Raw genomic sequence first — 15,866 nt, forward strand, 5'->3', positions numbered from 1 at the left:
TCCACAGATTTCACAGACTCTATTATTACTATTATCCTTCTAATACTAAAATAAATAAAGGAGAATCCATGATTCATTTTTCAATTAATAAAAATTTATTTCTACAAGCATTAAATACTACTAAGAGAGCTATTAGTTCTAAAAATGCCATTCCTATTTTATCAACCGTAAAAATTGACGTGACCAATGAAGGTGTTACTTTAATTGGTTCAAATGGTCAAATTTCAATTGAAAATTTTATTTCTCAAAAAAATGAAGATGCTGGTTTGTTAATTACTTCTTTAGGTTCTATCCTTCTTGAAGCTTCTTTCTTCATCAATGTGGTATCTAGTCTACCTGATGTGACTCTTGATTTTAAAGAAATTGAACAAAATCAAATTGTTTTAACCAGTGGAAAATCAGAAATTACCCTAAAAGGAAAAGATAGCGAACAGTACCCACGAATCCAAGAAATTTCAGCAAGCACTCCTTTGGTTCTTGAAACAAAATTACTCAAGAAAATTATCAATGAAACAGCCTTTGCTGCAAGTACACAAGAGAGTCGTCCAATTTTGACAGGTGTTCATTTTGTATTGAGTCAACACAAAGAGTTAAAAACAGTTGCAACAGACTCTCATCGTCTAAGTCAGAAAAAATTAACGCTTGAGAAAAATAGTGATGATTTTGATGTTGTCATTCCTAGCCGTTCTCTACGCGAATTTTCAGCGGTATTTACAGATGATATCGAAACTGTAGAGATTTTCTTTGCCAATAATCAAATTCTCTTTAGAAGCGAAAATATTAGCTTCTATACTCGTCTCCTAGAAGGAAACTATCCTGATACAGATCGCTTGATTCCAACAGACTTTAACACTACTATTACTTTTGATGTTGTAAACTTACGCCAGTCAATGGAACGTGCTCGTCTTTTATCAAGTGCGACTCAAAATGGTACTGTGAAACTTGAAATAAAAGATGGGGTTGTTAGCGCCCATGTTCACTCTCCAGAAGTTGGTAAAGTAAACGAAGAAATCGATACTGATCAGGTGACTGGTGAAGATTTGACCATTAGTTTCAATCCAACTTACTTGATTGATTCTCTTAAAGCTTTAAATAGCGAAAAGGTGACCATTAGCTTTATCTCAGCTGTTCGTCCATTTACTCTTGTGCCAGCAGACACTGATGAGGACTTCATGCAGCTTATTACACCAGTTCGTACAAATTAAGTGAAAGAGGTTGAGCCTAGCTCGCCTCTTTTATGATATAATCAAAAAAGAAAAAGGAGAGTAGTATGTATCAAGTTGGAAATTTTGTTGAAATGAAAAAACCACATGCTTGCACAATCAAGTCAACAGGAAAAAAAGCTAATCGTTGGGAAATTACACGTGTAGGGGCAGATATCAAAATCAAATGTAGTAATTGTGACCATGTTGTCATGATGGGACGCTATGATTTTGATCGAAAAATGAATAAAATTATTGACTGAGAACCCTTAGTTAGAGAGTTAGCAAGTTTTCCCTTTTTGTGTTATAATATTAGGGATTGAAATGAAAACGGAGAATGAGAAAATATGGCTTTAACAGCAGGTATCGTTGGTTTGCCAAACGTTGGTAAATCAACACTATTTAATGCAATTACAAAAGCAAGAGCAGAGGCTGCAAACTATCCATTTGCGACGATTGATCCAAACGTTGGAATGGTTGAGGTTCCAGATGAACGCCTACAAAAACTAACGGAAATGATCACTCCTAAAAAGACAGTTCCAACAACATTTGAATTTACAGATATCGCAGGAATTGTAAAAGGAGCTTCAAAAGGAGAAGGGCTAGGGAATAAATTCTTGGCTAATATCCGTGAAGTAGACGCGATTGTTCACGTAGTTCGTGCTTTTGATGATGAAAATGTTATGCGCGAGCAAGGACGTGAAGATGCCTTTGTGGATCCACTTGCAGATATTGACACCATTAACCTGGAATTGATTCTTGCTGACTTAGAATCAGTCAATAAACGTTATGCGCGTGTAGAAAAGATGGCACGCACGCAAAAAGATAAAGAATCTGTGGAAGAATTTAATGTTCTTCAAAAGATTAAACCAGTCCTAGAAGATGGAAAATCAGCTCGCACCATCGAATTTACAGATGAAGAACAAAAAGTTGTCAAAGGTCTCTTCCTGTTGACAACTAAACCAGTTCTTTATGTTGCTAATGTCGATGAGGATGTAGTTTCAGATCCAGATTCTATCGACTATGTCAAACAAATTCGTGAATTCGCAGCGACAGAAAATGCAGAGGTAGTAGTCATTTCAGCGCGTGCTGAAGAAGAAATTTCTGAATTGGACGATGAAGATAAAAAAGAGTTTCTTGAAGCCATTGGTTTGACAGAATCAGGCGTTGACAAGTTGACTCGTGCAGCTTACCACTTGCTTGGATTGGGAACTTATTTTACAGCTGGTGAAAAAGAAGTTCGTGCTTGGACTTTCAAACGTGGTATGAAGGCTCCTCAAGCAGCTGGTATTATCCATTCAGACTTTGAAAAAGGATTTATTCGTGCGGTAACCATGTCATATGAGGATCTAGTGAAATACGGATCTGAAAAGGCCGTAAAAGAAGCTGGACGTTTGCGTGAAGAAGGTAAAGAATATATCGTCCAAGACGGCGATATCATGGAATTCCGCTTTAACGTTTAATCAGTATTTAAAATAATGTCAATTAGGTTGGAAAAAAATTCCAACCCTTTTGACTTTTGAAAGGAAATATAAATGACAAAATTACTTGTAGGATTGGGAAATCCAGGAGATAAATATTTTGAAACTAAACATAATGTTGGCTTTATGCTGATTGACCAACTAGCAAAAAAACAGAATGTTAGCTTTACACATGATAAGATATTTCAAGCTGAACTAGCATCCTTTTTCCTAAATGGAGAAAAAATTTATCTGGTTAAACCAATGACCTTTATGAATGAAAGTGGAAAAGCGGTTCATGCTTTATTGACTTACTATGGTTTGGATATTGAAGATTTACTCGTCATTTACGACGACCTTGATATGGAAGTTGGGAAAATTCGTTTAAGAGCAAAAGGATCAGCAGGTGGTCATAATGGTATCAAGTCTATTATTCAACATATAGGGACTCAGGCCTTTAATCGTGTTAAGGTTGGAATTGGAAGACCCAAAAACGGCATGTCAGTTGTTAATCATGTTTTAAGTAAGTTTGACAAGGATGATTATATCGGTATTTTACAGTCTATTGACAAAGTTGACGATGCTGTAAATTATTATTTACAAGAGAAAAACTTTGAAAAAATGATGCAGAGGTATAACGGATAAATGGTGACCTTATTAGAGTTGTTCTCAGAAAATGATCAGATCAAAAAATGGCATCAAAATCTGATAGAGAAAAAAAGACAATTAATGTTAGGTTTGTCAACTTCTACAAAAGCTTTAGCCATCGCTAGTAGTTTGAAGAAAGAAGATAAGATTGTTTTATTGACATCAACTTATGGAGAAGCAGAAGGGATTATTAGTGATCTTATTTCTATCTTAGGTGAGGAATTTGTCTATCCATTTTTGGTAGATGATTCACCTATGGTCGAGTTTTTAATGTCTTCACAAGAAAAAATTATCTCACGGGTTGAAGCTTTGCGTTTTTTGAGTGATCCGTCTAAGAAAGGGATCTTAGTTTGTAATATTGCAGCAAGTCGACTGATTTTACCCTCTTCAACTGTATTTAAAGAAAGTATTATAAAAATTGTAGTTGGTGAAGAATATGACCAACATGCGCTTATCCATCAGTTAAAGGAAATTGGTTATCGAAAGGTTACACAAGTACAAACTCAAGGAGAATTTAGTCTTCGAGGAGATATTTTAGATATTTTTGAAATATCTCAGTTAGAACCTTGCCGAATTGAGTTTTTTGGTGATGAGGTAGATGGAATTCGTACTTTTGAAGTCGAAACACAATTATCGAAAGAAAATCAGTCAGAACTCATCATCTTTCCAGCTAGTGATATTCTCATAAGAGAAGAAGATTATCAACGAGGTCAGTTGACTTTAGAAAAACAAATTTTGAAGACTCTATCGCCGATTCTGAAATCTTATCTAGAAGAAATTCTTTCAAGTTTTCATCAAAAACAAAGTCATGCAGATTCTAGGAAATTTTTATCTTTGTGTTATGAGAAATCATGTACTGTATTTGATTATATTGAAAAAGACATACCAATATTCTTTGATGATTATCAGAAATTGATGAATCAGTATGAAGTCTTTGAAAGAGAATTAGCACAATACTTTACAGAAGAATTACAGAGCAGTAAAGCATTTTCTGAGATGCAGTATTTTGCAGATACAGAGCAACTCTATAAAAAACAGAGTCCGGTTACCTTTTTCTCTAATATACAAAAGGGGTTAGGAAATCTCAAGTTTGACCAAATTTATCAATTTAATCAATATCCCATGCAGGAGTTTTTCAATCAATTTTCTTTTCTAAAAGAAGAAGTTGAACGATACAAAAAAATGGATTATACTATTATCCTACAGTCTAGCAATTCAATGGGAAGTAAAACATTGGAGGATGTTTTAGAGGAATACCAGATTAAATTAGATTCCAGAGATAAGTCAAGTATTTGTAAAGAATCTGTAAACTTAATCGAGGGAAATCTCAGACATGGTTTTCATTTTGTAGATGAAAAGATTTTATTTATTACTGAACATGAGATTTTTCAAAAGAAATTGAAACGTCGTTTTCGAAGACAACATGTTTCAAACGCAGAGAGATTAAAAGATTACAATGAACTTGAAAGAGGGGACTACGTTGTTCACCATATTCATGGGATTGGCCAATATCTAGGAATTGAAACCATTGAAATCAAAGGGATTCATCGTGATTATGTTAGTGTTCAATACCAAAACGGGGATCAAATCTCTATCCCAGTGGAACAGATTCATCTACTTTCCAAATACGTTTCAAGTGACGGTAAAGCACCTAAACTCAATAAATTAAATGATGGTCATTTCAAAAAAGCAAAGCAAAAAGTTAAGAACCAGGTAGAGGATATAGCTGACGATTTAATTAAACTTTATTCTGAACGCAGACAGTTGAAGGGGTTTGCTTTCTCAGCTGATGATGAGGATCAACATGCTTTTGATGATGCCTTCCCTTATGTTGAAACGGATGATCAACTTCGTAGTGTTGAGGAAATCAAGAGAGATATGCAGGCTTCTCAACCAATGGATAGACTTTTAGTTGGGGATGTTGGTTTTGGAAAGACTGAAGTTGCTATGCGTGCAGCCTTTAAGGCAGTCAATGATCACAAACAAGTTGTCGTTCTAGTTCCGACGACGGTTTTAGCGCAACAGCACTATACCAATTTTAAGGAAAGATTCCAAAATTTTGCAGTTAATATTGATGTGTTGAGTCGCTTTAGAAGTAAAAAAGAGCAGACTGAAACACTTGAAAAATTGAAAAACGGTCAAGTTGATATTTTGATTGGAACCCATCGTGTTTTGTCAAAAGATGTTGTATTTGCTGATTTAGGATTGATGATTATTGATGAGGAACAGCGATTTGGTGTCAAGCATAAGGAAACTTTGAAAGAATTGAAGAAACAAGTGGATGTCCTAACTTTGACCGCTACTCCAATCCCTCGTACCCTCCATATGTCTATGTTGGGAATCAGAGATTTGTCTGTTATTGAAACTCCGCCGACTAATCGTTATCCAGTGCAAACCTATGTTTTGGAAAAGAATGATAGTGTCATTCGTGATGCTGTTTTGCGTGAAATGGAGCGTGGAGGTCAAGTTTACTATCTTTACAATAAAGTTGACACAATTGATCAGAAGGTTTCAGAATTACAGGAGTTGATTCCAGAAGCTTCGATTGGGTATGTTCACGGACAAATGAGTGAAATCCAGTTGGAAAATACTCTATTAGACTTTATTGAGGGACAATATGATATCTTGGTGACGACTACCATTATCGAGACAGGGGTGGACATTCCAAATGCTAATACCTTGTTTATCGAAAATGCAGACCATATGGGCTTGTCAACCTTGTATCAGTTAAGAGGAAGAGTTGGTCGTAGCAACCGCATTGCTTATGCTTATCTCATGTATCGTCCAGAAAAATCAATCAGTGAAGTTTCTGAAAAGAGATTAGAAGCTATCAAAGGATTTACAGAATTGGGCTCGGGATTTAAGATTGCTATGCGAGATCTTTCGATTCGTGGAGCAGGAAATCTTTTAGGAAAATCCCAGTCTGGTTTCATTGATTCTGTTGGTTTTGAATTGTATTCGCAGTTACTAGAGGAAGCTATTGCTAGAAGAAACGGTAATGCTAACACTAACACAAGAACCAAAGGAAATGCTGAATTGATTTTACAAATTGATTCCTATATTCCTGATACTTATATTTCTGACCAAAGACATAAAATCGAAATTTACAAGAAAATTCGTCAAATTGACAACCGTGTCAATTATGAAGAGTTACAAGAGGAGTTGATAGACCGTTTTGGAGAATATCCAGACGTGGTAGCCTATCTTTTAGAGATTGGTTTGGTCAAGTCTTATTTTGACAAGGTTTTTGTTCAACGTGTGGAAAGAAAAGAGAATAAGATTACAGTTCAATTTGAAAAAGTCACTCAACGACTGTTTTTAGCTCAAGATTATTTTAAAGCTTTATCTGCAACAAACATAAAAGCAGCAATAGCTGAGAATAAGGGATTAATGGAAGTCGTATTTGATGTCCGAAACAAGAAGGACTATGAAATTTTAGAAGGTCTGCTCATTTTTGGAGAAAGTTTATTAGAGATAAAAGAGTCGAAGGAAGAAAATGTCATTTGATATTTTTTTTCTATAAAGTAGATAAAAATGGTACAATAATAAATTGAGGTAATAAAAATGAGATTAGACAAATATTTAAAAGTATCAAGAATTATCAAGCGTCGTACAGTCGCAAAAGAAGTAGCAGATAAAGGCAGAATCAAGGTGAATGGAATCTTGGCCAAAAGTTCAACGGATTTGAAAGTTAATGACCAAGTTGAAATTCGTTTTGGAAATAAGTTGCTACTTGTCAAAGTACTAGAGATGAAAGATAGTACAAAAAAAGAAGATGCAGCAGGCATGTATGAAATTATCAGTGAAACAAGGGTAGAAGAAAATGTCTAAGAATATTGTACAATTAAACAATTCTTTTATCCAAAATGAATACCAACGTCGTCGCTACCTGATGAAAGAACGACAAAAACGGAATCGTTTTATGGGGTGGGTATTGATTTTGATTATGCTGTTATTTATTTTGCCAACTTTTAATTTAGCGCAGAGCTATCAGCAATTACTCCAAAGACGTCAGCAATTAGCAGACTTGCAAACTCAGTATCAAACTTTGAGTGATGAAAAGGATAAGGAGACAGCATTTGCTACCAAGTTGAAAGACGAGGATTATGCTGCCAAATATACACGAGCGAAGTACTATTATTCTAAGAATCGGGAATCTGTTTATACGATTCCTGACTTGCTTCAAAGGTGATAAAATGGAAAATTTATTAGACGTAATTGAGCAATTTTTGAGTTTATCAGATGAAAAGCTTGAAGAGTTGGCTGATAAAAATCAATTATTGCGTTTACAAGAAGAAAAGGAAAGGAAGAATGCGTAAATTCTTAATTATTTTGTTGCTACCGAGTTTTTTGACAGTTTCAAAAGTAGTTAGCACAGAAAAAGAAGTTGTCTATACTTCGAAAGAAATTTATTACCTTTCACAATCTGACTTTGGTATTTATTTTAGAGAAAAGCTAACTTCTCCTATGGTTTATGGAGAAGTTCCTGTTTATGCGAATGAAGATTTAGTTGTTGAATCTGGAAAATTAAGTCCAAAAATAAGTTTCCAAATAACCGAGTGGCGTTTAAATAAACAAGGAATTCCAGTATTTAAGTTATCCAATCATCAATTTATTGCTGCAGACAAACGATTTTTATATGATCAGTCAGAGGTAACTCCTACAATAAAAAAAGTATGGTTAGAATCTGATTTTAAACTGTACAATAGTCCTTATGATTTAAAAGAAGTGAAATCATCCTTATCAGCTTATTCTCAGGTATCAATCGATAAGACCATGTTTGTAGAAGGAAGAGAATTTCTACATATTGATCAGACTGGATGGGTAGCTAAAGAATCAACTTCTGAAGAAGATAATCGGATGAGTAAAGTTCAAGAAATGTTATCTGAAAAATATCAGAAGGATTCATTCTCTATTTATGTTAAGCAACTGACTACTGGAAAAGAAGCTGGTATCAATCAAGATGAAAAGATGTATGCAGCTAGTGTTTTAAAACTCCCTTATCTTTATTATACGCAAGAAAAAATAAATGAGGGTCTTTATCAGTTAGACACGACTGTAAAATACGTATCTGCGGTCAATGATTTTCCAGGTTCTTATAAACCAGAGGGAAGTGGTAGCCTCCCTAAAAAAGAGGATAATAAAGAGTATTCTCTCAAGGACTTAATAACGAAAGTATCTAAAGAATCGGACAATGTAGCTCATAACATATTGGGATATTACATTTCAAACCAATCTGATGCCACATTCAAATCCAAGATGTCTGCTATTATGGGAGATGATTGGGATTCAAAAGAAAAATTGATTTCTTCCAAGATGGCCGGGAAGGTCATGGAAGCTATTTATAATCAAAATGGATTTGTGCTAGAGTCTTTGACTAAAACAGATTTTGATAATCAGCGAATTGCCAAAGGTGTTTCTGTGAAGGTAGCTCATAAAATTGGGGATGCGGACGAATTTAAGCATGATACGGGTGTTGTCTACGCAGATTCTCCATTTATTCTTTCTATTTTCACTAAGAATTCTGATTATGATACAATTTCTCAGATATCCAAGGATGTTTATGAGGTTCTAAAATGAGGGAACAAGATTTTTTAAATCATTTTCTCAAGAAGGGATATTTCAAAAAGCATACTAAGGTGGTGCTAGCTCTTTCTGGTGGGTTAGATTCTATGTTTCTATTTAAGGTATTATCTACTTATCAAAAAGAGTTAGAAATCGAACTGATTTTAGCCCATGTTAATCATAAGCAGAGAGTAGAATCAGATTGGGAAGAACAGGAATTAAGGAAGTTGGCTGCTGAATCAGAGCTTCCTATTTATATCAGCAATTTTTCAGGAGAATTTTCAGAAGCGCGTGCTCGACATTTTCGTTATGATTTTTTTAAAGAGGTCATGAAAAAGACAGGTGCGACAGCTTTAGTCACTGCCCACCATGCTGATGACCAGGTGGAAACGATTTTGATGCGTTTGATTCGAGGTACTCGTTTGCGCTATCTATCAGGAATTAAGGAGAAGCAAGTAGTAGGAGAGATAGAAATCATTCGGCCCTTATTGCATTTTCAGAAAAAAGACTTTCCATCAATTTTTCACTTTGAAGATGCATCAAATAAGGAAAATCATTATTTTCGAAATCGTATTCGAAACTTTTATTTACCAGAATTAGAAAAAGAAAATCCTCGATTTAGAGATGCAATCTTAAGTATAGGAAATGAAATTTTAGATTATGACTTAGCCATAGCTGAATTATCTAGCAATATTGATGTGGAAGATTTACAGCAGTTATTTTCTTATTCTGAGCCAACACAAAAAGTTTTACTTCAAATTTATCTGAATCGTTTTCCAGATTTGAATCTTACAAAAGCTCAGTTTGAAGAAGTTCGGCAAATTTTAAAGACTAAAAGCCAGTATCGTCATCCACTTAAAAATGGTTATGAATTAGTAAAAGAGTATCAACAGTTTCGGATTTGTAAAATCAGTCCTCAGTCTGATGAAAAGGAAGATGAACTTGTGTTACACTATCAAAATCAGGTATTTTATCAAGGATGCATATTTTCCTTTGGAATTCCTTTAGAAGGTGAATCAATTCAACAAATACCTGTTTCACGGGAAACATCCATACACATTCGTCATCGAAAAACAGGAGATTTTCTGATTCAAAATGGGCATAGAAAAAAACTCAGACGTCTATTTATCGATTTGAAAATCCCTATGGAAAAACGAAAATCTGCTCTAATTATTGAGCAATTTGGTGAAATTGTCTCAATTTTGGGAATTGCGACCAGTAATTTGAGTAAAAACACGAAAAATGATATAATGAACACTGTACTTTATATAGAAAAAATAGATAGGTAAAAAAATGTTAGAAAACGATATTAAAAAAATTCTCGTTTCACACGATGAAATTACAGAAGCTGCTAAAAAATTAGGTGCCCAACTAACTAAAGATTATGCAGGAAAAAATCCGATTTTAATTGGGATTTTAAAAGGATCTATCCCTTTTATGGCTGAATTGGTTAAACAGATTGATACACATATTGAAATGGACTTCATGATGGTTTCTAGCTACCATGGTGGAACAGCAAGTAGTGGTGTTATCAATATTAAACAAGATGTGACTCAGGATATCAAAGGAAGACATGTTCTGTTTGTAGAAGATATTATTGATACAGGTCAAACTTTGAAGAGTTTAAGAGATATGTTTAAAGCAAGAGAGGCTGCTTCTGTTAAAATTGCAACCTTGTTGGATAAACCAGAAGGACGTGTTGTAGAAATTGAGGCAGACTATACCTGCTTTACTATCCCAAATGAGTTTGTAGTAGGTTATGGTTTAGACTACAAAGAAAACTATCGTAACCTTCCTTATGTTGGAGTATTGAAAGAAGAAGTATATTCAAATTAGAAAGAACAATTTTTAATGAAAAAACAAAATAATGGTTTAATTAAAAATCCTTTTCTATGGTTATTACTTATTTTTTTCCTAGTTACAAGTTATCAGTATTTTAGTACAGGTAGTGTTGCAGGGAAAAATGAGCAAATTAATTATACAGAATTGGTAAAAGAAATTACCGATGACAATGTAAAAGAATTGACTTACCAACCAAATGGCAGTGTTATCGAAGTTTCAGGTGTTTATAAAAATCCTAAAACAAGTAAAGAAGCAACAGGCATTCAGTTCTTTTCTCCTTCTGCTACAACAGTAGAGAAATTTTCAAGTATTATTCTTCCTTCAGACACTACAGTATCAGAATTGCAAAAACTTGCTTCTGACCATAAAGCGGAAGTAACTGTTAAACATGAAAGTTCAAGTGGTATGTGGATTAATATTCTTGTATCCATTGTGCCATTCGGTATTCTTTTCTTCTTCCTATTCTCTATGATGGGAAATATGGGAGGAAATAATAGTCGTAACCCAATGAGTTTTGGACGTAGTAAGGCTAAAGCTGCAAATAAAGAAGATATTAAAGTAAGATTTTCAGATGTTGCTGGAGCTGAGGAAGAAAAACAAGAACTAGTTGAAGTTGTTGAATTTTTAAAAGATCCAAAACGATTTACAAAACTTGGAGCCCGTATTCCAGCAGGTGTTCTTTTGGAGGGACCTCCGGGAACAGGTAAAACTTTGCTTGCTAAGGCAGTAGCCGGAGAAGCAGGTGTTCCATTCTTTAGTATCTCAGGTTCTGACTTTGTAGAAATGTTTGTCGGAGTTGGAGCTAGTCGTGTTCGTTCTCTTTTTGAAGATGCCAAAAAAGCAGCACCAGCTATCATCTTTATAGATGAAATTGATGCTGTTGGACGTCAACGTGGAGTTGGTCTTGGCGGAGGAAATGACGAACGTGAACAAACCTTGAACCAACTCTTGATTGAGATGGATGGTTTTGAGGGAAATGAAGGGATTATCGTCATCGCTGCTACAAACCGTTCAGATGTACTTGACCCTGCCCTTTTGCGTCCAGGACGTTTTGATAGAAAAGTATTGGTTGGCCGTCCTGATGTTAAAGGTCGTGAAGCAATCTTGAAAGTTCACGCTAAGAACAAGCCTTTATCAGAAGATGTTGATTTGAAATTAGTGGCTCAACAAACTCCAGGTTTTGTGGGTGCTGATTTAGAGAATGTATTGAATGAAGCGGCTTTAGTTGCTGCTCGTCGCAATAAATCGGTAATTGATGCCTCAGATATTGATGAAGCAGAAGATAGAGTGATTGCTGGTCCTTCTAAGAAAGATAAGACTGTTTCACAAAAAGAACGTGAATTGGTTGCCTACCATGAGGCAGGTCATACCATTGTTGGTTTAGTTTTGTCAAATGCCCGTGTTGTTCATAAAGTTACTATCGTACCACGCGGCCGTGCAGGCGGTTATATGATTGCACTTCCTAAGGAAGACCAAATGCTTCTATCTAAAGAAGATATGAAAGAGCAATTGGCTGGCTTAATGGGTGGACGTGTAGCTGAAGAAATTATCTTTAATGTCCAAACTACAGGAGCTTCAAACGACTTTGAACAAGCGACACAAATGGCGCGTGCAATGGTTACAGAGTACGGTATGAGTGAAAAACTTGGCCCAGTTCAATATGAAGGAAATCATGCCATGTTTGGTGCACAAAGCCCTCAAAAATCAATTTCAGAACAAACAGCTTATGAAATTGACGAAGAGGTTAGATCATTATTGAATGAAGCACGAAATAAAGCTGCTGAAATTATTCAGTCAAATCGTGAAACTCACAAGTTGATTGCAGAAGCATTATTGAAATACGAAACATTGGATAGTACACAAATTAAATCTCTTTACGAAACAGGAAAGATGCCTGAAACAGTAGAAGAGGAATCTCATGCACTATCTTATGATGAAGTAAAATCAAAAATGAATGACGAAAAATAACACTTATAGAGGCACTAATGTCATTAAGTTAAGAAATTCAAATACAATTCTGTATTTGGGTTTCTTTTTTATGTGATAAACTTATAGTTAAGGAGGTATTTCTCATGATAAAACAGATAAAAGCCCACTTGAATAAGAGTATTCAGAGTATCCTTGGTCAAAAAGTTGAGTTCGTCAAACAAGATGAACAGGTCTTTACTCGTAAAAGAAGTTTATCACTAGAAACTATGATTCGTACAATTCTGGGAATGGGCGGGAAATCACTGTCAAAAGAATTACTAGATGCCAAACTGACAGTTTCAAATTCAGCCTTTGTTCAAAGACGCTATCAAATAAAACCTGAAGCTTTCTATGCCCTATTTAAAGAATTTACAGCACCTATTCCACTCAACACTGATTTCCTAATATTCGCTGCTGATGGGAGTGATATCTGTATTCCTAGAAATCCTATAGATACAGAAACCTCTATCTAAACAAAAAAGGATGTTAAATCCTATGATCTCATGCACATAAATACCCTATACGACTTGACGACTGGAGGATAAAGAGATGTTTCTATTCAAGACAAACATAGGCAACATGATCGATTAGCTATGATTCAGATGATGGAGACTTCTCCCTTTCGAGAAAGCTCTGGTTATCATGGATAGAGGATATGAAAGTTACAATCTCATGGCTCATTTTCAAGAAAAAGGTTGGCTTTACCTTATCTGCATTCGAGATGGGAAACAATCTATGTGTTCTTCCTTCAACTTGCCAAATACAGAGTGTTTTGATCAAACATTTTCTCTAACATTATCACGAAAGCAAACCAAGCAGTTTAAAAAACGTTATCGTGATTTTCCCAATGACTATCATTTTATTCCACACAATTCTACTTTTGATTTTCTTCCAGAAACAAGTCGAAAACATGACCCTGTTGAACTATACCAACTTCCTTTTCGTATGGTACGTTTAGAAGTGGAAAAAGGAAAATACGAAACTTTAGTGACAAATACGGGATATTCAGTCCAAGAATTAAAAAATCTCTACGCCAGTAGATGGGGCATAGAGACTAGTTTTCGTGACCTGAAATACAGTATTGGCTTGGTCAATTTTCACGCCAAAAAGAAGGCAGGGATTCTCAAAGAAATCTTTGCTCGCTTTACAAATTTTAACTTTTGTCGTTGGGTAAACTCGCAAGTTGCCATCGACAGTAGTCACAAAAAACAAAGATATAAAGTGTGTTTCTCAGATGCGACTTATGCCTGCCGTTTGTTTTTTAACGGTTCCCTTTTTTCTCCAGTTGAAAACTACCTCAAGAAACAGTTATCTATTATTCGACCGAATCGAAAATATCCAAGAAAGATAAAAGATCAATCGGTAGTTGATTTCATCTATAGAGTAACATAAATCTCAAAAAACATCTTATAGATAGTAGTTATGAAACTTACAAACGAAGAAAGACAAAAAATTGAAGAACTCCTAAGAGATTCATCGTACGCCAAATATCACAAACGTCTACAGATTATTTATTTTTGCTCAAAGGAAAAGAGTTATAAGGAAATCATGGATCTGCTAGATTGCAATAAAACAACTGTTCGGAGGAATTTGAAAAAATACAAGGAGTTTGGTTTAGAAGCTCTTCTTCAAGAGACTCGTGGTGGACGTCATCGAGAATATATGACTTACGAAGAAGAACAAACATTTCTAAAACGTCATATAGAAGCTACTCAGGCTGGGTAATTTGTAACTGTCAATCAGTTATTTGAAGCCTATCAAAGAGAGATTGGTCGCACTTCCACACGTGATGGATTCTATTATCTCCTGAAACGCCATTGTTGGCGAACGGTCACTCCTCGACCCAAACATACCAAGAAGGCAGACGCTCAAACAATTGAGACATCTAAAAATAAAATCTACATTCGAGATCTTAAGCAAGCGCTTTAAGAGGAGAAATCCTATAACAAAGTACGCTTGATGTACCAAGATGAAGCTGGTTTTGGAAGAATCAGTATGATGAGTTCTTGTTGGGCTCCTCAAGGAATCCGATCTAGCATTCCTAGTCATTATATGCTAGAATATCGCTATTGTTATGGGGCAGTAGATGCTCAGACAGTAGATTCCTTCTTCCTCATTGTTGGAGGATGCAATACTGAGTGGACGAATGAATTTCTACGGCAAGTCTCACAAGCTTATCCAGACGACTATATGTTACTTGTCATGGATAATGCTATATGGCATAAATCAAGTACCTTATACACCAGAAATGAACCCTATCGAAAAAGTCTGGAAAGAAATTCGAAAACGATGTTGTAAAAATAAGGCTTTCCAAACATTGGAATCCGTCATTGATAAGCTTCAAGAAGTTATTCAAGGACTGGAAAAAAGCGTTTTGAAAATCATTGAGTATTAATGACATTGAGAGAGGAACGACCTCTCTTTTTTTGTGCAGTTGAGACGGTGTAGAAAGCAGAATAGGGGAATGAACCTAAATAGCTCTATGATTTGTTAAACTGTATCTAGAAAGGAGAACATTATGATTAAAGAATTGTATCAAGAAGTTCAAGGAATTGTGTACAAGTGTAGAAATGAATATTACTTGCATTTATGGGAGCTATCGGATTGGGATCAAGAGGGAATGATTTGCTTACATGAGTTGATTAGTAAAGAAGAAGGAATAGTAGAAGATATTCCACGCTTACGTAAATATTTCAAAACTAAATTCCGAAATCGGATTCTAGACTATATCCGTAAACAAGAAAGTCAAAAAAGAAGATATGATAAAGAACCATATGAAGAAGTAGGTGAGATAAGTCATCGTATAAGCGAGGGAGGTCTGTGGCTAGATGACTACTATCTCTTTCATGAAACAATACGGAGGTATAGAAAGGAACAAAGTAAAGAAAAACAAGAAGAGTTAGAACGTGTTTTAAGAAATGAACGTTTTCGAGGACGTCAAAGAGTATTGAGGGATTTACGTATTGTGTTTAAAGAGTTTGCTATTGGGCTAAAATAGTCAAATTTAAAAAAGTCGAAAAAAGTTTAAAAAAGTAGTTGACAAAAAACAAAAAGGCTGTATAATAGTAAGAGTTGAAAATAACAACTCTGGTCCGTTGGTCAAGGGGTTAAGACACCGCCTTTTCACGGCGGTAACACGGGTTCGAATCCCGTACGGACTATGGTATGTTGCAGATAAAAT

General features: G+C 35.2%; 13 protein-coding genes, 1 tRNA gene and 2 pseudogenes. All 16 read left to right on the top strand.

Annotated elements, in window-relative coordinates; genetic code table 11:
• Positions 1-68: 68 nt before the first annotated feature.
• A complete protein-coding gene (gene dnaN, locus FJR77_RS01555) occupies positions 69-1,205 on the top strand; it encodes a DNA polymerase III subunit beta (RefSeq protein WP_000581173.1) in 1,137 nt (378 codons plus the stop codon).
• A 65-nt stretch (positions 1,206-1,270) separates the two neighbouring features.
• Positions 1,271-1,465 carry a DUF951 domain-containing protein gene (locus FJR77_RS01560; protein WP_000285186.1) on the top strand — a complete coding sequence of 65 codons (195 nt, stop codon included), beginning with the start codon at positions 1,271-1,273 and terminating at the stop codon, positions 1,463-1,465.
• 84 nt (positions 1,466-1,549) lie between these two features.
• A complete protein-coding gene (gene ychF / locus FJR77_RS01565) occupies positions 1,550-2,665 on the top strand; it encodes a redox-regulated ATPase YchF (protein WP_140833906.1) in 1,116 nt (371 codons plus the stop codon).
• A 72-nt stretch (positions 2,666-2,737) separates the two neighbouring features.
• The gene (pth, locus tag FJR77_RS01570; protein WP_140833904.1) at positions 2,738-3,307 is read left to right on the top strand and encodes an aminoacyl-tRNA hydrolase; all 570 of its coding nucleotides are present in this window, start codon (positions 2,738-2,740) and stop codon (positions 3,305-3,307) included.
• Positions 3,308-6,817 (top strand): transcription-repair coupling factor, encoded by a 3,510-nt coding sequence (mfd, locus tag FJR77_RS01575; protein ID WP_140833902.1) that lies wholly within the window; start codon positions 3,308-3,310, stop codon positions 6,815-6,817.
• Between the two features lie 57 nt (positions 6,818-6,874).
• Positions 6,875-7,141 (top strand): RNA-binding S4 domain-containing protein, encoded by a 267-nt coding sequence (locus FJR77_RS01580; RefSeq protein WP_001234978.1) that lies wholly within the window; start codon positions 6,875-6,877, stop codon positions 7,139-7,141.
• Positions 7,134-7,502, top strand: a complete 369-nt coding sequence (locus tag FJR77_RS01585) for a septum formation initiator family protein (RefSeq protein WP_140833900.1) — start codon at positions 7,134-7,136, stop codon at positions 7,500-7,502. Before FJR77_RS01580 ends, FJR77_RS01585 begins: the two co-directional genes overlap by 8 nt.
• Before the next feature lie 4 nt (positions 7,503-7,506).
• Positions 7,507-7,629, top strand: coding sequence for an SP_0009 family protein (locus FJR77_RS10400; RefSeq protein WP_000429334.1), 123 nt, complete (start codon positions 7,507-7,509; stop codon positions 7,627-7,629).
• Positions 7,622-8,890 (top strand): serine hydrolase, encoded by a 1,269-nt coding sequence (locus FJR77_RS01590; protein ID WP_140833898.1) that lies wholly within the window; start codon positions 7,622-7,624, stop codon positions 8,888-8,890. Before FJR77_RS10400 ends, FJR77_RS01590 begins: the two co-directional genes overlap by 8 nt.
• The gene (gene tilS, locus FJR77_RS01595) at positions 8,887-10,164 is read left to right on the top strand and encodes a tRNA lysidine(34) synthetase TilS (RefSeq protein ID WP_140833896.1); all 1,278 of its coding nucleotides are present in this window, start codon (positions 8,887-8,889) and stop codon (positions 10,162-10,164) included. Before FJR77_RS01590 ends, tilS begins: the two co-directional genes overlap by 4 nt.
• 4 nt (positions 10,165-10,168) lie before the next feature.
• Complete coding sequence (gene hpt, locus FJR77_RS01600; RefSeq protein WP_140833894.1) at positions 10,169-10,711, top strand: hypoxanthine phosphoribosyltransferase; 543 nt, start codon at positions 10,169-10,171, stop codon at positions 10,709-10,711.
• A gap of 15 nt (positions 10,712-10,726) precedes the next feature.
• Positions 10,727-12,685, top strand: a complete 1,959-nt coding sequence (gene ftsH / locus FJR77_RS01605) for an ATP-dependent zinc metalloprotease FtsH (protein WP_140833892.1) — start codon at positions 10,727-10,729, stop codon at positions 12,683-12,685.
• Between the two features lie 104 nt (positions 12,686-12,789).
• A pseudogene (locus FJR77_RS01610) lies at positions 12,790-14,077 on the top strand (IS4 family transposase).
• 30 nt (positions 14,078-14,107) lie between these two features.
• Positions 14,108-15,080, top strand: a pseudogene (locus FJR77_RS01615) (IS630 family transposase).
• A 123-nt stretch (positions 15,081-15,203) separates the two neighbouring features.
• Entirely contained in the window at positions 15,204-15,683 is a 480-nt protein-coding gene (locus FJR77_RS01620) for a sigma-70 RNA polymerase sigma factor region 4 domain-containing protein (RefSeq protein WP_125451777.1), read from the top strand.
• A 91-nt stretch (positions 15,684-15,774) separates the two neighbouring features.
• Positions 15,775-15,846: transfer RNA gene (locus tag FJR77_RS01625), tRNA-Glu, on the top strand.
• Positions 15,847-15,866 lie beyond the last annotated feature (20 nt).

The organism is Streptococcus shenyangsis (genome assembly GCF_006385785.1).
Classification (GTDB): domain Bacteria; phylum Bacillota; class Bacilli; order Lactobacillales; family Streptococcaceae; genus Streptococcus; species Streptococcus shenyangsis.